The following is a 19,982-nucleotide window of genomic DNA, read 5'->3' as shown; positions in this document are numbered from 1 at the left end:
AAATGCTATGATTCGCGCTGTTTTACCCCATTCAGACTATAGTCAGAGACATCCGTGCCCCAGTTTCCCGCCCTGCCCCTGCTGCAACTGCTGCTGCCCCTGCTGCTGCTCGGCCTGAGCGCCTGCAGCAGCCAGGAGACCATCGACCAGGCAGAGGCGATCCAGGTGGTAGGCGGCAAGGGCCTGCCGCGGCTGGCCGATGCCGGGCAGGCGCTGAGCTTTACCGGCCTGATCGGACAGCTGTTGCAGGAAGACGTTATCTTTATTGGCGAGATTCACTCGGAGTACGGCCACCAGAGGATGCAGCTGGCCCTGCTGGAGGCCCTGCACCGGCGCAAGGTCAAGCTGGCCATAGGCGTGGAATGGATACAACGGCCGTTTCAGCAGCACCTGGATGACTTCATCGCCGATCGCATCGACGAGGCGGAGATGCTGCGCCGCACCCAATACTTCTCCCGCTGGGGGCATGATTACCGACACTACCGCCCCATAGTGCAGTTTGCCAAACGCGAGGGGCTGCCGCTGATCGCGCTTAACGCCCCCTCTGAGCTGATCCAGGCCATCATGCAGGGTGGCCTGAAGGGCCTGGATGACTTCTATGTGGCGCAGCTGCCAGAGGAATACTATTTCACCAACGAGACCTACAAACAGCGGCTGCAGCGGATCTATGCCCGCCATCAGGGCATCAAGGGCTCGTTCGGTAACTTCTACGAGGTGCAGCTGACCTGGGATGAGACCATGGCCGAACAGGTCACCCGTTTTCTGGAAAACGACAGCGAGACCACATTGGTGGTGCTGGCCGGGGTCGGTCATCTGGAATACGGCCACGGCATCCCCGACCGGGTGGAACGGCGCACCGAACTGCTGGGCAAGACACTGCTACCGACCCTGGATGGGGAACTCGACCCGCAGCTGGCGGACTTTCTGCTCAGCGCGCCCCAGGCCGAGCTGCCGCCCATCGGCCAGCTCGGCGTGGAGCTGCGCCACACCCCGCAGCAGTCGGTGGTGGTGGAGATCGACCCCAAGGGCCCGGCACACAGGGCCGGGCTGCGCAAGGGTGATCGCATCCTGAAATTGGACCAGCAGCCGATCAGGGATTTCACCGACCTCAAGCTGGCCCTGCTCGACAAGCCCCCCGGCACCCAGATCAGCCTGGAGGTGGCGGCCGAGGCGCAAGACAGCCCAAGCCGCCTGCTGCAACTGACCCTGGCCAAGCCCACGCAGCGTAAAAAGGCTAAATTATGAAATTTTTAGGCAAATACCTGCGGCATCTGCTGGTCAGCTGCCTGTTGCTGCTACCCGCCCTGACCGGGGCGGATGAGCAGCGCGGTGCCAGCGAGGTGCGCGAGCTGTTGCAGCTATCCGGGGCCGAGCGGCAATACAGCCAGCTGCTGCAGGTGATGACGCGCAACATCCAGACCAGCTTCAGCACCGGCCTGGCCGAGGCCCTCAAGCAACGCCCGCTGGGGGAGCGCAAGCGCAGCCAGGCCAAGGCGATTTTGGATCGCAACTTCGGCCAATTCATCACCCGCTTCCAGACCCTGATGAAGCAGACCATGCCCTGGGAGCGCCTGGTGCGGGATGTCTATATCCCGGTCTATCTGCGCCACTTCAGCCAACGCGAACTGCAGGACCTGGTGGCCTTCTACCGCTCACCCACCGGACGCAAATTCGCCCGCAACAACGGTCAACTGGTGCAGGACGCCACCCGCGCCATCAAGCATGAATACGGCAAGCAACTGCAACAAAGGGCCGAGCAACTCAGCCAGCAAACCCTGAGACAAATCACCCAAGAGCTGGACCAACTGGCCAGCGGAGGCTGATTTCTTTGAGGTTGATCTCCCCCTTTGCAAAAGGGGGGTTGTGTTGGCATACCCCTTTGTAAAGGGGGATTGTATTGGCCTCCCCCTTTGCCAAAGGGGGACCTCTGACCTCTGACCTCTGACCTCTGAACCCTATGCCCACACTGATCGACTTCATCCGCCATGGCGAGCCCGAAGGGGGGCGCCGCTACCGGGGTCACCGCATCGATGACCCCCTTTCGACCAGGGGCTGGGGGCAGCTTTGGGCCGCTGTGCCGGATCAGGCACCCTGGCAGGGCATTATCAGCTCCCCCCTGCTGCGCTGCCGGGCCTTTGCCGAGCGCCTGAGCCAGCGCCATGGCCTGCCGCTGGCGATCGAGCCCGACTTTCGCGAGGTCGGCTTTGGCTGCTGGGAGGGCCTCAGCCCCGACCAGGTGGCCGAGCAGCAACCCCAGGCCTACGCGGCCTTTTACCAAGACCCCCTGCGCAACCGCCCCGAGGGTGCCGAGGACCTGGAGGGATTCAGCCAGCGCGTATCCACCGCCCTGGAGCGCGCCGTGGAGCGCCATGCGGGTGAACACCTGCTGGTGGTGGCCCATGCCGGGGTGATTCGCGCCGTGCTCGGCCTGGCCCTGCAGGCCCCGCCCAGCGCCTGGTACAGGGCCCGCATCGACACCGCCGGTATCAGCCGCTTCCGCCGCGACGAAAACGGCCTGGAGCCTGGCGGCATCCGGCTGGAATTCCATAATCGGCAAGGACTCGACTGAGCCTGGATCGTACACTATATGTACAGAACAAAGACAAAAAATGCCTATCTGCCTATGATTGGCCCCAGGACCTGATCTCATAATAAATATCAACTTACTGAATATAAAGTAAATATCAAAACGGCACGGATTCTGACAGCAAGTGTTCACCACAACCTGACAGGAGAAGCCATCATGTCCCTTATCCAACGCATCACCACCAGCCTGCGCGCCAACATCGAGCAGGCGGTTGACCAGATCGAAAACCAGGATGCCCTGATCGAGGCCGCCATCGGCGAGATGCGGCAGGCCAATGCCCGTGCCCGCGCCCGCCTGGGCCGGGTACAGCGCGACCGCCAGACCCTGCAGAGCCGACGCGATGAGTTGCAACAGGCCGCCGAGCAGTGGCGGCAGCGGGCCCTGCGCTCGGCGGCGGACGAGACCACCGCCCTGGCCTGCCTGCAGCGGCACAACCGTTGTACCGAGCAATGCCAACAGCTGGAGCAGGATCTGGCCCAGCAACGGCTGGAGGAAGACAGGCTGCGCGCCCGGCTGGAGCAGAACGAGCGGCGCATCGGCCAGCTGAGCCAGCGCCGCCACCTGCTGCGCACCCGCGAGAGCAGCCTGCAGGCCGAGCGGCTGATGCAGCCGAGGCAGGATGGCCCGATCGATGTGGAGTCCGTGTTCGAGCGCTGGGAGGGGCGGCTGATCGAGGCCGAGCCCGTGTCGGCCTCATGCAGCCCGCTGGACTCGGATCTGGGCGTGGAATTTGGCCCGGAATTCGGTCCAGAGGCAGGTGTTGCAGCGGCCGACCCCCTGGCCCAGCGCTTTGCCCGTGAGGAGCAGGACAAGGCCCTGCGCCGGCAACTGCAGGTGCTGCTGAGTAAGGAGCAGGGCGATGAATGAGCAGAGCATCAAGTCACGCATCCTCTCCCTGCCCCGGCCCCGTTTGCCAAGCCTGGCGCAGTTGCTGCGCTGGATCGGGGTGGCCGCCCTGAGTGGGGCCTTCATCACCTTTTTGTTTCAGGAATGGCAGGGCGGCAACGACCTGCTGCGTTACCTGATGCTGCTGGGCCTGACCCTGGGGCTGGGGGCCGGGGGCCTGATCAACGGCCTCTGGCTGAAGGAGCAGAAGGGCGCGCGTACCTTCCTCGCCCTGGCGCTGGCCTCGCTGCCGGTCAATTTTGCCGTGCTCGGGGCCTTTATCTACCAGCACTTCGGCCTGGACGGCAGCCTGCCCCAGTATCCGCCCAGCGCCCTTTGGCAGGTGGACAATCCAGCCACGGCGCTGATCCTGTTCGCCCTGGCCAGCCCCCTGCTGGCGGCCCTGGCGCACTTTGCCTTCAAGGTCCATGCCCGTGGCCTGGAGACCCGCCTGGGCCTGACCTACCTGGTCGCCAACCTGGCCATCGCCATCCCCAGTCGCTCCCCGGAGCTTAGCGGCCTGCTCGCCCTGATCATGATCATGGGCCTGCTCTGGCTGCTGCCGCGCAGGCTGCAAGCGGCCCGCCTGGCTGGCACCTTCGAGGGCTGGCTGGCCCTGGCGGTACTTTTTCTGCCCGCCGCCCTGCTGGTCGGTCGCGGCCTCTGGCTGTATGGCGGCAACGAGCTGTTTGTCCTGCTCAGCCTGGCCGGGGTGCATCTATTGCTGCGCTCCTGCGCCCATCACCTGGAGGGCTGGAGCAGGCGCTTTGCCGATCTGCTGGGCCTGGCCAGCGCCCTGCTGGTGACCCTGGCCCTGTTCGATCTGGTCGAACACAAAGAGGCCTGGGTATTGCCTCTGCTGGCCCCCCTGCTGGCAGCTATGCTCTATGAGATCGGCCTGCGCTGGCTGGCCAGCCTGGTGCTGCTGTTCGGCCTGGGGCTGGATCTGCTGCTGTTCACTGGCCTGGGACACGGCCTGTTCAGCCTGGCCCTGGGTCTGGGCCTGCTCGGCTGGGGCCTGCGTCGGCAGCAAAGGCTCATCCTGGGCACGGGTGCCCTGCTGGTGATCCTCAGCCTGCTGCGCCAGATCGCCCTGGCCCTGACCAGCTTCAGCCTCGACAGCTGGGGCAGCCTGACGGCCATCGGCGTGGTCGCGGTCATCACCGCCTCGCTGTTGGAACGGAGCAGGGGACAGAGGTCAGAAGACTGAGGACGGGGGACGGGGGACGGGGGACGGGGGACGGGGGACAGAATTTTGCGTCGCTGCGCGACAGATCAATAAACCTGGCGTGAAGCACCTCTGTCATCTGTCATCTGTCATCTGTCCTCTGTTTTGCAGGGCGTCAAGCAGCCGATCCACCTGCTCCGGGCTGTGTTCCGCGCTCAGGGTGATGCGCAGGCGGGAGGCCCCCTGCGGCACCGTTGGCGGGCGGATGGCGCTGACCAGGATACCGGCCTGCTCCAGCCCCCGGCTCCAGGCCAGGGCGCGGGCCTCGCTGCCCAGCAGCAGGGGCTGGATCGGCGTCGTTGAGGCCATCAGCGGCAACCCGATCTGTTCGGCCCCCTGACGGAAGCGGGCGATCAAGGCCTGCAAGTGCTCCCGCCGCCAGTGCTCACTGGCCAGCAGGCGCAGAGCGGCGCGGCTGGCCTCGGCGTTGGCCGGCGGGCTGGCCGTGGTGAAGATGTAGGGCCGCGCCCGCTGGATCAGGGTCTCGATCACCGCCTCGCTGGCCACCACCGCCGCGCCAAAGGTACCCAGTGCCTTGCCCAGGGTGATCATCTGAATCAGATCATCCGTTGCCGTCAGGCCGTAATGGGCCGCCGTGCCCCGGCCTTTGCCGAGTACGCCAAAGCCGTGGGCATCGTCCAGCAACAGCCAGCTGTGGTGCTGGCTACACAGGCACTGCAATTCGGCCAGCGGGGCCAGGTCACCGTCCATGCTGAACACGCCATCGGTCGCCAGCAGGGTCGCGCCGCTGCCGGTCTGCGTCAGGCGTTGCCGCGCATCGGCCAGGTCGGCATGGGCATAGCGCTTGAGCCTGGCCCGCGACAGCTGCGCCCCATCCAGCAGGGAGGCGTGATTGAGCCTGTCCTGAACGACCCAGTCGCCCCGCCCGAGCAGGGTCGAGATGAGCGCCAGATTGGCCATGTAGCCGGTGGAGAACAGCAGCGCCCGGGGGCGGCCGAGAAACTCGGCCAATTCCTCCTCCAGGGCCTGATGGGCCGGGCCGTGGCCATTGATCAGGTGGGCCGCGCCGCTGCCGACGCCATAACGCTCGGCCCCGCGCTGGAATGCGGCCACCACCTGGGGGTGCTGGGACAGGCCCAGATAGTCGTTGCTGCAAAAGGCCAGCAGTTCGCGGCCATCCTCGGTGCGGCAGATCACCCCATCCCGTTGCAGCACCCGATTGCTACGATAGCGCTGCTGCTGGCGCGTCTGCTGTAGATCGGCGCTGAGGTCTTTCACCCTAAATGTCCCAGTTAAGCCATGGAGCCACAGATTTAGACCGAGGCCATTTCCGCCCCGCCCTCCGCCTGCGGCTGCATGTGCAGGCCAAGGCGTTGGAACAGTTGCCGATCCTTGTCGGTGGCGCTGTTGTCGGTGGTCAACAGGCGCTCGCCGTAGAAGATGGAGTTGGCCCCGGCGAGGAAGCACAGGGCCTGCATCTCATCGCTCATCTCGCCCCGACCGGCGGACAGGCGCACCAGGGAGGCGGGCATGATGATGCGCGCCACGGCCACGGTGCGAACGAATTCCAGCGGGTCCAGGGCATCGGTGCCGAACAGGGGCGTGCCCTCCACCTGCACCAGCAGGTTGATCGGCACCGAATCCGGGTGGCGGGGCAGGTTGGCCAGCTCCTGCAACAGGCTGGCGCGATCAGAGCGCGACTCACCCATGCCAAGGATGCCGCCGGAACAGACATGGATGCCGGCCTTGCGCACATGGGCCAGGGTGTCCAGACGGTCCTGGAAGCGGCGCGTGCTGATCACCTGGCCATAGAACTCCGGCGAGGTGTCCAGATTGTGGTTGTAGTAATCCAGCCCGGCCTGTTTCAGGCGCTGTGCCTGTTCCTCCTCCAGCATACCCAGGGTGATGCAGGTCTCCAGGCCCAGATCGTGCACCGCCTGCACCATCTCGATCACCCGCTCCAGGTTTTTGTCGCTGGGGTTGCGCCAGGCCGCGCCCATGCAGAAGCGGCTGGCACCCTTGGCCTTGGCCGCCTCGGCGGCGCTGATTACCTCGTCCAGCGGCAGCAGGCGTTCCTTCTCCAGGCCGGTGTTGTACTTGGCGCTCTGCGAGCAGTAGCCGCAGTCTTCGGAGCAGGCCCCGGTCTTGATGCTGAGCAGGGAGCTGACCTGGATGCGATTGGGGTCGAAACCGGCCCTGTGTACCTGCTGGGCGCGAAACATCAGGTCATTGAAGGGCAGGTCCAACAGGGCCTCGATCTCATCGCGGGCCCAATCGTGTCTCAGCGGGGTATCCGACATGGCGGTCTCCAGTAGCAGTCTCCAGGGCCTGGCATGATCGACAGCCCTCGGCCCGCTGTCAACCTAAATGACCCGCCTGGGTTGACTGCCGACAAGGGCGACCGGGACAGGAAGGGTAAAATCCCGGTTGAAATCCCCGCGCAAGTCGATATAATGCCCGGCTTCGCACGATTGCGCCCCCCTTTAACCCATTTGGACAGAGACATGAAGGCCGATATTCATCCCAACTACAGCGAGATCAAGGTTGTCTGCAGCTGCGGCAACAGCTTCACCACCCGATCCACCCTGGGTCAGGAAGATCTGCAGGTGGAAGTCTGCTCGTCCTGTCACCCCTTCTACACCGGCAAGCAAAAGATTGTTGACACCGCTGGCCGGGTTGACAAGTTCCGCCGCAAATACGCCCGCAGCTGAGCCCACAACACCCCGCAAAAAGGCACCGCAAGGTGCCTTTTTTGTTGCTGCGCTGGGCAAGGGGCGGGCGATGGGCAAGATTACCCCAGGATGGTTCGTTTCTTCACCCCGGTTAATGCCTGAATTCGATCTTCAGGCTCGGGTCGGTCTCAACCGCATCGATGATGGCGTTGTAGCGCATGACCAGATCATCCACGGCGATGCGCCGTCCCTCTGCGCCGAACTTGCCCAGCTCGTAGAGATTAAGCGCGATAAACTGCTCTATCTCAAACACATCGATACGCTCACCCAGACCGGCCTTGATCAAATCGTCCATCTTCATGCTGCCTTCCGCCGACTTGGCTGTATCTGTGCCAGCAAGGGTTCAAGGATATGTTCGGCCAGGAAACGCACCACGGGCACGGCCACGCCATCACCGGCCAGGTGGTAGGCATCGTTGTAGTTCTTCGGCAGGGTATAGGAGTCTGGCAGTCCCATGAGCCGAGCCGCTTCACGCGAACTGAGCAGGCGCGAACGAACCGAATTGCCCTCTACGATCATCACTGTCTGGCGACTGGAACCGCCGGAAGGGGTGCGCAGACAGCCGGCCAGGTCATCGAAACGAATCTCGGCGCGCTGCACCTTTTCACCATTGGGGCCATTGCGCCGGGTACGCTTGTACAGGGTGCCAACCATGCGCCGACCGGCCTTTCTGGCCTGTTCGACTTTGGCTTGATGCAGTGGACTCATCATCTGCAGCAGGCCCTGGGTGGTCTCCGGCTCATGCCAGCAGACATCATCCGGTTGGTCCACAAGCAGATCGGCAAAAACACGAGCGCATGATGGTGCTGCGGGCAAACGCCACCACACCCAAGCGGCCTTGGCGGCTGGACTCAATCTATCCTGGGCCTGTATCAGCGCGCGGGGATGCCAGGGCTCAAGGGGGGCAGGGGTCTGCAACAAGGTCGGCAAGGGCAAGGCCGGGGCAAGGGCGGCAACGATGAACAGGCGCGGCCGGGATTGGGGAACAAAATGCGCCGCATCCATGATCAGGGCACCGACGCGATAGCCCAGGTCGGCAAGTGCCAGGCAGATTGCATTAAAGTCTTGGCCAGCATGGGAGCCAAGGGCACCTGAGACATTCTCCAGCACCACCAGGGGCGGCGCGCGATTCTCCGTGCCCAGCGCGTCCATGAGCCGCCAGAAGGACCAGAAGGAGCCCGAGCGGGCCCCTTTCAGGCCAGCGCCGGTGCCTGCCAGGGAAAGGTCCTGGCAAGGAAAGGAGGCCCAGGCGAGATCGGCGTGGCCAGGCAGGCTGTCTGTAGTCAACGAGGCCACATCGGCAATCAGTAGTTCTCGGCCAGGGTTCCAGTTGTAGCGGTAAATCTGCCCCTTTTTGGGGTCGAAATCATTAGCAAACAGACAGCGCCAAGTATCCCCAAGGCCGGCCCACGCCATGCCTCCGCCTGCAAAAAATTCATAAAAAGTCGGCATCCCGAACCCCTTGTCGGCACCCAGGCCCTGATCTGTTGTTAAAGCCGCCAACCCCAAAGGATGGCAGGGGAATCTAGCATGTCCTGAGCGCCTGATCCATCCAACCCTCTGCGTCCTTTTTGGTTCTGGCTTCGCTGGGTTGGGTACTTTCACTCCAGCTTGGGTACAATGTCCGCTCCATTCACTCGGGGTAAGCAGATGACCACAACCACCGCCGATAGCAGCCATCTCGATGACGACATCAACCAGGCCGCGCTGGCCTATCATGCCGAGCCGGTGCCGGGCAAACTCAGCGTCACCCTGACCAAGCCCGCCGAGACCCAGCACGACCTGTCCCTGGCCTACACCCCTGGGGTGGCCGAACCGGTGCGCCGCATCGCCGATGACCCGGAAGATGCCTACAAGTACACCGGCAAGGGCAATCTGGTGGCGGTGATCACCGATGGCACCGCGGTGCTTGGCCTGGGCAACGTGGGTGCCCTGGCGGGCAAGCCGGTGATGGAGGGCAAGGGCGTGCTGTTCAAACGCTTTGCCGATATCGACGTGTTCGACATCGAGGTGGATGCCGAGACACCGGAGCAGTTCATCGACACGGTCACGCGCATCGCATCCACCTTCGGCGGCATCAATCTGGAGGACATAGCCGCGCCGCACTGCTTCGAGATCGAGCGCGTGCTCAGTGAGCGCCTGAACATACCGGTATTCCACGACGACCAGCACGGCACCGCCATCATCACCGCCGCCGGCCTGCTCAACGCCCTGGAGTTGCAGGGCAAGGAGCTGGAGCAGGCGCGCATTGTGGTGCTGGGTGCCGGTGCCGCCGGGATTGCCGGGATTCATCTGCTGATCAATCTGGGGGCGCGGCCGGAGAATATCCTGGCGGTGGACCGCAAGGGCGTGATCCATCCTGGTCGGGACGATCTCAACAGCTACAAGCAGGCCGTCGCCGTGACCACGGACCGGCGCAGCCTGGCCGATGCCCTGAGCGGGGCCGATGTGCTGATCGGCGTGTCCGGGCCGGACCTGGTCAGTGGCGAGATGCTTCAGGCCATGGCACCCCGGCCGGTGGTATTCGCCATGTCCAATCCCATCCCGGAGATTCGGCCGCAGGTGGCCCTGGCCCTGCGCGATGACCTGATCATGGCCACCGGTCGCAGCGATTACCCCAATCAGGTGAACAATGTGCTGGGCTTCCCTTTCATCTTCCGTGGTGCCCTGGATGTACGCGCCAGCGCCATCAACCGGGAGATGCAGGTGGCTGCGGTATATGCCCTGCGCGATCTGACCCGTGAGCCCACGCCGCAAGCGGTGCTGGATGCCTACGGCCTGAACCGGCTGGAATTCGGCCCCGATTACATTATCCCCAAGCCCCTGGATCCGCGCCTAAAGTTGCAGGTGTCCGGTGCCGTGGCGCGGGCGGCGGTGGCCAGCGGCGTGGCACACAAGGAACTGCCGGCGATCTATCGGCAGTAGTTTAAACAGCCATAAGGACGCAGAGAACGCTGAGTAGCGCAGAGAACGCAGAGATTATTTATTTGCAGACTGGGCAGTGCCTTGCTGTTGCAAGCGTTGATTGTCCACAGCGCGGACCTGCTGCATTCCCACGCGGCGCGTGGGAACGAGAAAGAAAGCCATAAGGACGCAGAGAACGCTGAGTAGCGCAGAGAACGCAGAGATTTCTGGTTCCCACGCGCTGCGTGGGAACCCTGGGTGATCCGCGCTGCGGATCGTTTTCGGGCTGAGCTGGGCTATGCTGTTGCAGGCGTTGGTTGTCCGCAGCGCGGACCTGCTACATTCCCACGCGGCGCGTGGGAACGAGAAAGAAAGCCATAAGGACGCAGAGAACGCTGAGTAGCGCAGAGAACGCAGAGATTTCGGGTTCCCCACGCGCTGCGTGGGAACCCTGGGTGATCCGCGCTGCGGATCGTTTTCGGGCTGAGCTGGGCTATGCTGTTGCAGGCGTTGGTTGTCCGCAGCGCGGACCTGCTGCATTCCCACGCGGCGCGTGGGAACGAGAAAGACTCAGCGCTCTCTGCGCTTCTTGGCGTCCTCTGCGTCCTTTTTAGTCCCGGCTGTGCCGGCTTAGGAGAACCGCTCCATGAACGATAAACTGGTCAAACTGAACCGGCCTGACGCAGGCGTTGACCTGGATCTGCCCCTGCTGGAAGGCAGCGAAGGCCCCGATGTATTTGATATCTCCCGGCTCTACCGGGATAGCGGCATGTTCACCTTCGACCCCGGCTTTCTCTCCACCGCCAGTTGCCGCAGTGCCATCACCTACATCGATGGCGACCAGGGCGTGCTGCGCTACCGGGGCTATCCCATCGAGCAGCTGGCGGAGTATTCTGATTTTCTGGAAGTGGCCTATCTGCTGCTCTACGGCGAGCTGCCCACGACCCAGGAATACCAGGAATTCAGCCACATCATCCTGCACCACACCATGCTCAACCAGGGCCTGCTGCGCTTCTTCGAGGGCTTCAACTACGACGCCCATCCCATGGCCATGATGGTGGGCATGGCCGGTTCCCTGTCCGCCTTCTACCACGACTCCCTGGACATCAATGACCCGGACCACAGGGAGATCTGCGCCCACCGCATGATCGCCAAGATGCCCACCATCGCCGCCGCTACCTACAAGCACAACATCGGCGAGCCCATCATCTACCCGCGCAATGACCTTTCCTACTGCGCCAACTTCCTGCACATGATGTTCGCCACCCCCTGTGAGGAGTATAAGGTTACACCGCTGGCGGAGCGGGCCCTGAATCTGCTGTTTATCCTCCATGCCGACCACGAGCAGAACGCCTCCACCTCCACTGTGCGCCTGGCGGGCAGTTCCGGGGCCAACCCCTTCGCCTGCGTCGCCGCCGGTATTGCCTCACTGTGGGGGCCCGCCCACGGTGGTGCCAACGAGGCGGTGATCGCCATGCTCGATGAGATCGGCAGCGTCAGGAACATCGAAAAATACGTCGCCAAGGCCAAGGACAAGGACGACCCCTTCCGCCTCATGGGCTTTGGTCACAGGGTCTATAAGAACTATGACCCGCGCGCCAAGATCATCCGTTCGGTCTGTCATGAGATCCTCAATACCCAGGTCAACGACAACCCCCTGTTCGAGCTGGCCATGCGTCTGGAGGAGATTGCCCTGCAGGATGAATACTTCGTCGAGCGCCAGCTCTACCCCAATGTGGACTTCTACTCCGGCATCATCTACCGCGCCCTGGGCATACCCACCACCATGTTCACCGTGATGTTCGCCATCGCCCGCACCACCGGTTGGGTCTCGCACTGGATGGAGATGATCGGCGACCCGGCCCACCGCATCGGCCGCCCGCGCCAGCTCTATGTTGGCCACGGCAAGCGTGACTACCCGCCCCGCGCCCAGCGCTGAGGCCGGGCATTGGGCTATTTCGGGGTATAGCTGCTTGCTCCATGAAGATTACTGTGAAACATCCGTGGCAACTCACCAGTACCGAGTCCCGAGTCCCGGAGCCAGCAAGAGATGTTTCATGTTCTGGGGTAGTGCTGCCCGCTCGATGAAGATTAGCCTAAAGTCGCTGCCATGAACCCGGCCCACCTACGCAGCCTGAGCCACTTCAGCGCCCACCTGATTGCCCGTTACCGGGCGCTCGATGCCGACAACCCCGCCCTGTTGTCGCTGATCTACGCCAACGGCCTGCTGCTCAAGGCCCAGCAGCGCAACCCCCTGCCGCCGCAGCTGGCCGTGATCGGTCCCACCCAGGTGGGCAAGAGCAGCCTGGTCAACCTGCTGCTGGGCGGCGAGCAGGCCGGGGTCAGCGCCCTGGCCGGTTACACCCGCCATGCCCAGGGCTTCAGCCAGCTGGGCCTGGACCTGCGCCAGCGTGAACAGATCGACGCCCTGCTGCCGGGACTGACCCCGGCCCAGCCGGAGCAGCTGTTCCCCGACCGGGTCGGCTACTACAGCCTGATCGAGCTGGCCGAGGGGCATAGGGCTGGCCCCCTGCCGCCCCTGCTGGTATGGGACAGCCCGGACTTTGACTCGGTCAGCTCGCGTCATTACCGCACCACGGTACCTGCCCTGTGCGCCCTGGCCGATCTGCTGCTGGTGCTGGTGAGCAAGGAGAAATACGCCGATCAGAGCGTCTGGCAGCTGCTGCGCCTGATCGTACCGGCCGGGCTGCCCCTGGTATTGGTGGTGAACAAGGTCCCAGGTGGCGCGGCCGAGACCCTACAGGGCATCATCGCCGACAAGTTCCACGCCGAGGGCCTGGCCCCGCCGCCGATCTTCTGCCTGCCCTATCTGGCCCAGCCCCAGGCCGAGCTGGCCTCGGACCCGGCGGCCCAGCAGCTGCTCCAGGCCCTGCGCCCCCTGCTCGACGACCTGGCCCGGCCCGGCTCGGCCCAGCTGGGCGGCTTGCTGCGCCGGCACTGGCCGGACTGGACCGGGCCCCTGCGGCAGGAGCTGGACGCCGGGCGCACCTGGCAGGAGCGGGTAAAGACCGAGCTGCGCAGCGCCGAGCAGCAGTTCGAGCGTGATTACCTGAAGAACCCCGACTACCGCGAGAGCCTGGATCAGGCCATATTGCAGCTGTTGGAGCTGCTGGAACTGCCCGGCCTGGCCGCGCCCCTGGCCCGCGCCCGCGAGTTGGTCACCTGGCCGGTGCGCAAGGCCGTGAGCCTGTTCCACAGCGCCCGTGGTGCCGATCCGGGCAGGCCCTCGGTGGAGCACAAGCTGCTGCTGGAGGCCCTGCGCCAGGCGCGCACCCGACTGCTGCACCAGGCCACGGTGCAGGCCAGCCAGAGCCGGGGTCGGCAACAGCTCTGGTGGCAGCACCTCTGGGGCCTGTTGCAGCAGCAGGATGCCCAGCTGCAAGCACGGACCCTGGCCCTGATCGAGGACCACCAGCGCCAATTCCAGCCCGAGATCGACCGCGCCGCCAGCCGCCTGTTGGGGCATCTGCAGGGGCATCCGCGCACCCTCAACACCCTGCGTGCCACCCGCGCCTCGGCCGATGCCGCCGCCGTGGCCTTCGCCCTGAAGAGCGGCGGCATCGGCCTGAGTGATCTGGTCTTCACCCCGGCCATGCTCGCCTTCAGCTCATTGCTTACCGAGGGGGCGGTGGGCCAGTACATGGAGGGCATCGCCAAGGACCTGAAACAGGCCCAGCAGGACTCCATCCACGAACGGGTATTTCTGCCCCTGCGGCAACAGCTGCTGGAACTCGACGCCGAGCTGCCGGGAGACCTGCTGTTCGGCCTGGATGCCAAGACCCTGGAGCGGGCCGAACAGGCCCGTACCGGCCTGGAGGAGGCAGGATCATGAAGCACGACGAACAACAGGCCCTGCGTGCCTGGATCAAACAAGGCATCGAACAGGGCTGGCTGGCCGCCGAAACCCTCCAGCAGCTGGACCGGCAGGAGCGTCAGCAGGCCGAGGACCTGTTCCGCGACCGCAGTCACCGGCCCCTGCTGGTGGCCCTGTTCGGCGGCACCGGGGTGGGCAAGAGCAGCCTGCTCAACCGCCTGGCCAGGGCAGAGATTGCCCGTACCGGCCTGCAGCGGCCGACCTCCCAGGAGGTCAGCCTCTACCTGCACCGGGACTTTCAGCTCGACCTGCTGCCGCCCCAGCTGCCCATGGCGCAGACCCGTATCGCCTATCACGACGAAAAGGACCGTCGTCTGCTGGCCTGGATCGACATGCCCGACATGGATAGTACCGCCCTGGCCAACCGCCAGCTGGTGGAGGCCTGGCTGCCCTACATCGACTGGATCATCTACGTCGTCAGCCCAGAGCGCTACCACGACGACCTGGGCTGGCGCTTCCTGCAACAGCGCGGCCAGCGCCATGCCTGGATCTTCGTCATGAATCAGTGGGATCAGGGCCGCCCGGAGCAGATGCAAGACTTTCGCCAGCGCCTGGCCAGGGAAGGCTTCAGCGACCCGGTGGTGCTGCGCAGCAGCTGTCTGGCCTCTCAGGGTCAAGGTCAGGGTCAAGTCCAGAATCAGGGCGAGGACGACTTCGACCAGCTGGAACGGCGCATCAACCAGGCCATCCAGGAACACAGCCTGGAGCTGCTGCAACAGCTGGGGCAGGGTGCCCGGCGTCAGGAGCAGCGCCAGCTGCTGCGCCAGATCGGCCGCCAGCTGGGGGACGACAATCGCTGGCAGCAGGCCCGCCAGGAGTGGTTCGAACAACTGGATCAGGGGCTGGATGCCATCGCCTTGGAGCTGCGCGCCAGCGCCCAGCGCCAGCTCGCCGAGGTGGCCGGGGAGAGGTCGGCCGAGGCGGGGCTGGCGGCCCGCTTCGAGCCCCTCAGCCAGGCCCTGGCCAGCCCCAGAACCCTGGACCAGGTCAGCGGCCTGCAACTACAGCTGCTCAACGGCCTGGCCAGCAAAGACCTGCCCCAGCCCCCCTTTGCCCAGGCCCTGGAGCAGCTACCCCCCGCCGCCCCGCTGCTGCGCCGCCTGCTCAATGAACAGCTGGATCAGGCCCTGCTCAAGCCCGGTCACTGGCTGCAACGCCGCCTGCATGCCCTATCCCGCCAGCTGGAATGGTTGCTGCCCCTGGCCGCCAGCGGCTGGGCCATCCAACACGCCCTGGTGCAGTACTATCTGGGCACCCGCGAGCAGGGCGATTTTCTCGGCCTGGACTTCGCCATCCACTCCCTGCTGCTGATTGGCCTGGGCTGGCTCATCCCCCGCCTGCTGCGGCAAAGGTCCCAGCCCAGCGCCAGCGGCATACTGCAGCAGGGCCTCAAGCGGGGCATTGCGGCCTTCAGCGCGGCGCAACGGGCCCAGCAAGAGGACCTCTGGCAGCGGCTGGATGAGCAAAGGCAAGGGCTGCAAGAGGAGCTGGAAGAGCGCTTTCAACAACCCCTGCAACAACAAACAGGGCCCAAGGCCCCGGAGGCGGGCGCGCTTACCCCGGAGCCGGTGAGGGAAGGCTGATCGGCCCTGACTCGACAGCGCAACCCTGGCGCGGGTCGTTGCGCGAGCATGGATAATCCGCTGCATATCCCTGATAATCCATAGCCAGTAAGCATCCCCTCAACCGAGCACCTTGCCGATGGACGATATCGAACTCTACGAGACCATTGCCCTGAACCTGGGGCTGACGGCGCTGATGGGCTATATGTTGTTCATCATCTGGCAGCTGTCGCGGGAGTCGAAGGCGGGCAAGTTTGGCACCTTCATCCTGTTCCTGGCCCTGGCCACCGGCATGGTGGGCTTTATCGCCAAGCAGGTGATTCAGCTGTTCATGGATATCTGAGGCAATCAGGGTGCTGCGTTTTCTTCTATTGCTGCTGCTGTTTCTGCCGGGCTGGACCAGTGCGGGGGAAGAGGCCGGGGCAGGGCAGGCGGATAAACAGCCAGATAACCGGGTTGAGCTGCATTTTTTCTGGTCCAGCAACTGCCCCCACTGCCAACAGGCACAGCCCTTTGTCGCCCAGCTGGAGCGCGACTACCCCTGGCTGCGGCTGCGCAGCTATGGCCTTGGCGACAACCCGGCCCATGCCCAGCGCTATCAGCGAATGGCGGCGGCCCTGGGGGAGACGGCCCGCTCGGTACCGGCCTTTTTTATCTGTGATCGGCTCTATGTGGGCTTTGACCACGCCGATGGGGTGGGTGCCCAGCTGCGCCAGGCCCTGCTTGACTGCCGTGCCGGACTGGCCCCGAGCGGGTCTGAGGTGCCCGAGCTGCCCGCCGGGCTGGACCCGCAAACACTCTCCCTGCCCCTGTTCACCCTCACCCTGGCGGCGCTGGATGCCTTCAACCCCTGCGCCTTCTTCGTCCTGCTGTTTCTGCTCAGCCTGATGGTCAATGCCCGCAACCGGCGTCGCATGTTGCTTATCGGCGGGGTCTTTGTGCTGGTCTCCGGGCTCTTGTATTTCCTCTTCATGGCCGCCTGGCTGGAGCTGTTCCTGCTGGTCGGTGCGGTCTCCTGGGTGACCCTGGCGGCAGGGTTTCTGGCCCTGCTCATGGGCGGGCTGAACATCAAGGACTACTTCCTGTTCCGCCAAGGCCCCAGCCTGAGCCTGAGCGATAGCGCCCGCCGGCGCCTGTTTGGCCGCATGAGGGCGCTGCTCTCGGGGGATAATCTGGGCATGATGCTGCTTGGCACCCTGACCCTGGCGCTGGCGGCAAACAGCTACGAGCTGCTCTGTACCGCCGGTTTCCCCATGGTCTATACCCGCGTGCTGACCCTGCAGGCCGGCTCCGACGGGGCCTATTACGCCTATCTGCTGCTCTACAACCTGATCTACATCACCCCCCTGCTGCTGATTGTGCTGCTGTTTACCCTGACCATGGGGCGGCGCAAGCTCAGTGAGCAAGAGGGCAAGGGCCTGAAGCTGCTCTCTGGCATCATGATGACCCTGCTCGGCCTGATCCTGCTGTTCTGGCCCGAGGCGCTCAACAGCCTCTACACCGGTGTGCTGCTTCTGCTGTTGGCCCTGGGCCTGACCTGGCTCATGCCCCGGTTGGTAGATTGGGCCTTTTCCCGCCGCTAGTGGTAGGATTTGCCCACAAACCCCAAAAGGGCTGCAAAACCGAGGATTGCACAGGGTTACGCCCATTGTTCAGGCCCTTGGCCCAGCGTGCCCATTGCCTTGGCAGGTGATTGACTGAAATATTATAAGCAAATGAAAAAAAAGCATTTAATCTGTGATGATCGGCGCAATCTGCGGTTTATAGAATGAGGTTCCTGCCCTGGACATTGCTGCTGCTGTTCGCCCTTTGCGATCTGCAGGCCGCCTTCATCACCGACCAGATCCGCGTCGGCCTCTACCCGGAGCCAAACACCCAGGGCAAGCCGCTGAAGGTGCTGCGCAGCGGTGAGGAGATCAGGCTGCTGGAGCAGCAGGGCAGCTTTTACCGGGTAGAGCTGAAGGATGGCAGCACCGGCTGGATCGGCCGCCAGTATCTGAGTGAAGAGGAACCGGCGGTACGCTCCCTGCTGACCAGCCGCAAGGAGCTGGCGCAGGTGCGCATGGAGCTGGAGCAGGCCCGTCAGGAGCTGAACACCCTGCAGCAGGAATTGAGTCAGGGCAACGAGGAGAATATTCTCAAGGAGGCCCTGGCAGCGGCCAATCTCAAGGTCAAGGAGCTGGAGCAACGGCTGCAACAACGGCTCAACCTGGGCAAGGAGGGCCAACCCAGCTGCGAGCAGACGCTGGACAAAATGGAGGCCAAGCAGCTGCAATGCCAGGTGCGTCTGGCCCGGCTTACCCAAGAGGAACAAGAGGGCCTGGCGGCAGAGAATGAACGTCTGCGTGAGGTCATGCAGCAGGCGGCCAAGCTGCTGGACCTGCCCCCCAGCGGCGAGGTGCCTGTGCTGATCCCGGCCTCCGCCTTCACCACCACCCGTATCATCCCCCGCCCGCCACCCCCCCCGGTCGAGCCCGAGAGACCGGCCTCCAGCGCCCAACCCGAGGCCAGCACGGAGCAGGTTCTGCCGGTATGGATCTACCTGGTACTGGCCCTGACCCTGCTCACCGGCATCATCGCCGGCTTTGCCCTGTTCGACTTCCGTTCCCGTTACCGTTACAACGTGCGCCTGTGAACTACCGCGACCTGAGAGACTTCATCACCCAGCTGGAGGCGCGCGGCGAGCTGAAGCGAATTTCGCTCGAAGTCGATCCCTTCCTGGAGATCACCGAGATCTGCGACCGCACCCTGCGCGCCGGCGGCCCGGCGCTGCTGTTCGAGCGGGTCAAGGGCTCGGCCATGCCCCTGCTGGGTAACCTATTCGGCACCCCGCAGCGGGTGGCCCTGGGCATGGGCGAGGAATCCGTCAGCGCCCTGCGTAAGGTGGGCCAACTGCTGGCCCAGCTCAAGGAGCCCGAGCCGCCCAGGGGCCTGAAAGACGCCTGGGACAAGCTGCCGATGTTCAAAAAGGTGCTGGACATGGCACCCAAGCCGCGCAGCAATGCCCCCTGTCAGGAGCGGGTAGTTGAGGGCGATGCCGTCGATCTGGGCCAGCTGCCGGTGCAAACCTGCTGGCCGGGGGATGCCGGACCGCTGATCACCTGGGGCCTGGTGATCACCCGCGGGCCCGACAAACCCCGGCAGAACCTGGGCATCTACCGCATGCAGGTGATCGGCTGCAACCGCGTGATCATGCGCTGGCTGGCCCATCGCGGTGGTGCCCTGGATTATCGGGACTGGCAGCGCAAATACCCCGGCCAGCCCTTTCCCATCAGCGTGGCCTTGGGCGCGGACCCGGCCACCATCCTCGGCGCCGTCACCCCGGTGCCGGATAGCCTGTCGGAATACGCCTTCGCCGGTCTGTTGCGCGGCAGCCGCACCGAGGTATGCAAGAGCCTGGGCAACGACCTGCAGGTGCCGGCCAGCGCCGAGATCGTCCTCGAAGGCCACCTGCACCCCGGTGATCTGGCCGATGAAGGGCCCTTTGGCGACCACACCGGCTATTACAACGAGGTCGATCGCTTCTCCGTCTTCACCATCGACCGCATCAGCAGCCGTCGTGACCCCATCTACCACTCCACCTACACCGGCCGCCCACCGGATGAGCCCGCCGTGCTGGGGGTGGCGTTGAACGAGGTATTCGTGCCCATCCTGTGCAAGCAGTTCCCCGAGATCGTCGATTTCTATCTGCCACCGGAAGGCTGCTCCTACCGCATGGCCATAGTCTCGATGAAAAAACAGTACCCCGGCCATGCCAAGCGGGTGATGTTCGGCGTCTGGTCCTTCCTGCGTCAGTTCATGTACACCAAGTTCGTCATCGTGGTGGATGACGACATCAACACCCGCGACTGGAACGACGTCATCTGGGCCATGACCACGCGCATGGACCCGGTGCGCGACACCACCCTGGTGGCCAACACCCCCATCGACTACCTGGACTTCGCCTCGCCGGTATCCGGCTTGGGCGGCAAGATCGGCCTGGACGCCACCAATAAATGGCCCGGCGAGACCGAGCGCGAATGGGGCCGGCCCATCGCCCGCGACCCCAATGTGGTGGCACGGGTGGATCAGATCTGGGGGGAGTTGGGGATTTAGCTTTTGGAGCGCTAACCTCTCCCCCCAGAAAAAAAAAGGGGGGGGGATTTACCAGAGGGAAATCAAAAGGCCCGCCAAGGTTCATGCAGGGCTGAGGCGGGCACTCGGAAGCTAGATCGGGCAGGGTTGCCGT

Annotated in this window: 17 protein-coding genes and 1 pseudogene; 14 read left to right on the top strand and 4 right to left on the bottom strand. The window is 64.3% G+C overall.

The annotated features are described in order from the left end of the window. Positions 1 to 54: 54 nt before the first annotated feature. From D5125_09595 to D5125_09575, 5 genes are all read left to right on the top strand, one after another. Positions 55 to 1,245, top strand: a complete 1,191-nt coding sequence (locus tag D5125_09595) for a ChaN family lipoprotein (GenBank protein QFY89721.1) — start codon at positions 55 to 57, stop codon at positions 1,243 to 1,245. Continuing rightward, positions 1,242 to 1,823, top strand: coding sequence for a DUF2059 domain-containing protein (locus D5125_09590; GenBank protein ID QFY89720.1), 582 nt, complete (start codon positions 1,242 to 1,244; stop codon positions 1,821 to 1,823). Before D5125_09595 ends, D5125_09590 begins: the two co-directional genes overlap by 4 nt. A gap of 134 nt (positions 1,824 to 1,957) precedes the next feature. After that, positions 1,958 to 2,569 (top strand): histidine phosphatase family protein, encoded by a 612-nt coding sequence (locus D5125_09585; GenBank protein QFY89719.1) that lies wholly within the window; start codon positions 1,958 to 1,960, stop codon positions 2,567 to 2,569. 174 nt (positions 2,570 to 2,743) lie between these two features. Then, a complete protein-coding gene (locus tag D5125_09580; GenBank protein ID QFY89718.1) occupies positions 2,744 to 3,454 on the top strand; it encodes a PspA/IM30 family protein in 711 nt (236 codons plus the stop codon). Then, positions 3,447 to 4,682 carry a hypothetical protein gene (locus D5125_09575; GenBank protein ID QFY89717.1) on the top strand — a complete coding sequence of 412 codons (1,236 nt, stop codon included), beginning with the start codon at positions 3,447 to 3,449 and terminating at the stop codon, positions 4,680 to 4,682. The genes D5125_09580 and D5125_09575 overlap by 8 nt, the downstream gene beginning before the upstream one ends. A 93-nt stretch (positions 4,683 to 4,775) precedes the next feature. Here D5125_09575 and bioF read toward each other — a convergent pair whose 3' ends face one another. Continuing rightward, positions 4,776 to 5,939, bottom strand: coding sequence for an 8-amino-7-oxononanoate synthase (bioF, locus tag D5125_09570; protein ID QFY89716.1), 1,164 nt, complete (start codon positions 5,937 to 5,939; stop codon positions 4,776 to 4,778). A 35-nt stretch (positions 5,940 to 5,974) separates the two neighbouring features. After that, positions 5,975 to 6,961 carry a biotin synthase BioB gene (gene bioB / locus D5125_09565; protein ID QFY89715.1) on the bottom strand — a complete coding sequence of 329 codons (987 nt, stop codon included), beginning with the start codon at positions 6,959 to 6,961 and terminating at the stop codon, positions 5,975 to 5,977. A gap of 204 nt (positions 6,962 to 7,165) precedes the next feature. Here bioB and rpmE point away from each other — a divergent pair, with 204 nt between their 5' ends. Beyond that, entirely contained in the window at positions 7,166 to 7,372 is a 207-nt protein-coding gene (gene rpmE, locus D5125_09560) for a 50S ribosomal protein L31 (protein QFY89714.1), read from the top strand. Positions 7,373 to 7,484: 112 nt separating this feature from the next. On the opposite strand, the pseudogene D5125_09555 reads toward rpmE, so the two are convergent. After that, positions 7,485 to 7,670, bottom strand: a pseudogene (locus tag D5125_09555) (DUF4928 family protein). Between the two features lie 20 nt (positions 7,671 to 7,690). Then, positions 7,691 to 8,845, bottom strand: a complete 1,155-nt coding sequence (locus D5125_09550) for a DNA cytosine methyltransferase (GenBank protein ID QFY89713.1) — start codon at positions 8,843 to 8,845, stop codon at positions 7,691 to 7,693. Between the two features lie 198 nt (positions 8,846 to 9,043). Here D5125_09550 and D5125_09545 point away from each other — a divergent pair, with 198 nt between their 5' ends. The 8 genes from D5125_09545 (at position 9,044) to ubiD (ending at position 19,849) form a co-directional block, all read left to right on the top strand. After that, on the top strand, positions 9,044 to 10,318 hold the full coding sequence (locus tag D5125_09545) for a malate dehydrogenase (protein ID QFY89712.1): 1,275 nt from the start codon (positions 9,044 to 9,046) through the stop codon (positions 10,316 to 10,318). Between the two features lie 625 nt (positions 10,319 to 10,943). Continuing rightward, positions 10,944 to 12,236 carry a citrate synthase gene (locus tag D5125_09540; protein QFY89711.1) on the top strand — a complete coding sequence of 431 codons (1,293 nt, stop codon included), beginning with the start codon at positions 10,944 to 10,946 and terminating at the stop codon, positions 12,234 to 12,236. 171 nt (positions 12,237 to 12,407) lie between these two features. Continuing rightward, positions 12,408 to 14,150, top strand: coding sequence for a 50S ribosome-binding GTPase (locus tag D5125_09535; protein QFY89710.1), 1,743 nt, complete (start codon positions 12,408 to 12,410; stop codon positions 14,148 to 14,150). Beyond that, a complete protein-coding gene (locus D5125_09530) occupies positions 14,147 to 15,775 on the top strand; it encodes a 50S ribosome-binding GTPase (protein QFY89709.1) in 1,629 nt (542 codons plus the stop codon). The genes D5125_09535 and D5125_09530 overlap by 4 nt, the downstream gene beginning before the upstream one ends. A 118-nt stretch (positions 15,776 to 15,893) precedes the next feature. Beyond that, complete coding sequence (locus D5125_09525) at positions 15,894 to 16,097, top strand: DUF2788 domain-containing protein (GenBank protein QFY89708.1); 204 nt, start codon at positions 15,894 to 15,896, stop codon at positions 16,095 to 16,097. A 4-nt stretch (positions 16,098 to 16,101) separates the two neighbouring features. Further along, on the top strand, positions 16,102 to 17,337 hold the full coding sequence (locus D5125_09520) for a thioredoxin family protein (protein ID QFY89707.1): 1,236 nt from the start codon (positions 16,102 to 16,104) through the stop codon (positions 17,335 to 17,337). Positions 17,338 to 17,522: 185 nt separating this feature from the next. Beyond that, complete coding sequence (locus D5125_09515) at positions 17,523 to 18,389, top strand: TIGR04211 family SH3 domain-containing protein (GenBank protein QFY89706.1); 867 nt, start codon at positions 17,523 to 17,525, stop codon at positions 18,387 to 18,389. Further along, positions 18,386 to 19,849: a 4-hydroxy-3-polyprenylbenzoate decarboxylase gene (gene ubiD / locus D5125_09510; GenBank protein QFY89705.1), complete on the top strand. Its 1,464-nt coding sequence runs from the start codon at positions 18,386 to 18,388 to the stop codon at positions 19,847 to 19,849. Before D5125_09515 ends, ubiD begins: the two co-directional genes overlap by 4 nt. Positions 19,850 to 19,982 lie beyond the last annotated feature (133 nt).

The organism is gamma proteobacterium SS-5, from assembly GCA_009497875.2.
In the GTDB taxonomy this organism is placed as follows: Bacteria; Pseudomonadota; Gammaproteobacteria; order Chromatiales; family Chromatiaceae; genus Magnetovirga; species Magnetovirga frankeli.
Note: the sequence above shows the minus strand (reverse complement) of the source record. Positions and strands in the feature narration are given on the sequence as shown.

What these genes read in the sequence shown, in the direction of transcription:
- D5125_09545 (QFY89712.1), top strand. Translation starts at nt 9,044, where the DNA reads ATGACCACAACCACCGCCGATAGCAGCCATCTCGATGACGACATCAAC.
- D5125_09550 (QFY89713.1), bottom strand. Translation starts at nt 8,845, where the DNA reads ATGCCGACTTTTTATGAATTTTTTGCAGGCGGAGGCATGGCGTGGGCC.
- D5125_09585 (QFY89719.1), top strand. Translation starts at nt 1,958, where the DNA reads ATGCCCACACTGATCGACTTCATCCGCCATGGCGAGCCCGAAGGGGGG.
- D5125_09525 (QFY89708.1), top strand. Translation starts at nt 15,894, where the DNA reads ATGGACGATATCGAACTCTACGAGACCATTGCCCTGAACCTGGGGCTG.
- D5125_09530 (QFY89709.1), top strand. Translation starts at nt 14,147, where the DNA reads ATGAAGCACGACGAACAACAGGCCCTGCGTGCCTGGATCAAACAAGGC.
- D5125_09535 (QFY89710.1), top strand. Translation starts at nt 12,408, where the DNA reads ATGAACCCGGCCCACCTACGCAGCCTGAGCCACTTCAGCGCCCACCTG.
- D5125_09575 (QFY89717.1), top strand. Translation starts at nt 3,447, where the DNA reads ATGAATGAGCAGAGCATCAAGTCACGCATCCTCTCCCTGCCCCGGCCC.
- bioB (QFY89715.1), bottom strand. Translation starts at nt 6,961, where the DNA reads ATGTCGGATACCCCGCTGAGACACGATTGGGCCCGCGATGAGATCGAG.
- D5125_09580 (QFY89718.1), top strand. Translation starts at nt 2,744, where the DNA reads ATGTCCCTTATCCAACGCATCACCACCAGCCTGCGCGCCAACATCGAG.
- rpmE (QFY89714.1), top strand. Translation starts at nt 7,166, where the DNA reads ATGAAGGCCGATATTCATCCCAACTACAGCGAGATCAAGGTTGTCTGC.
- D5125_09590 (QFY89720.1), top strand. Translation starts at nt 1,242, where the DNA reads ATGAAATTTTTAGGCAAATACCTGCGGCATCTGCTGGTCAGCTGCCTG.
- D5125_09540 (QFY89711.1), top strand. Translation starts at nt 10,944, where the DNA reads ATGAACGATAAACTGGTCAAACTGAACCGGCCTGACGCAGGCGTTGAC.
- D5125_09515 (QFY89706.1), top strand. Translation starts at nt 17,523, where the DNA reads ATGAGGTTCCTGCCCTGGACATTGCTGCTGCTGTTCGCCCTTTGCGAT.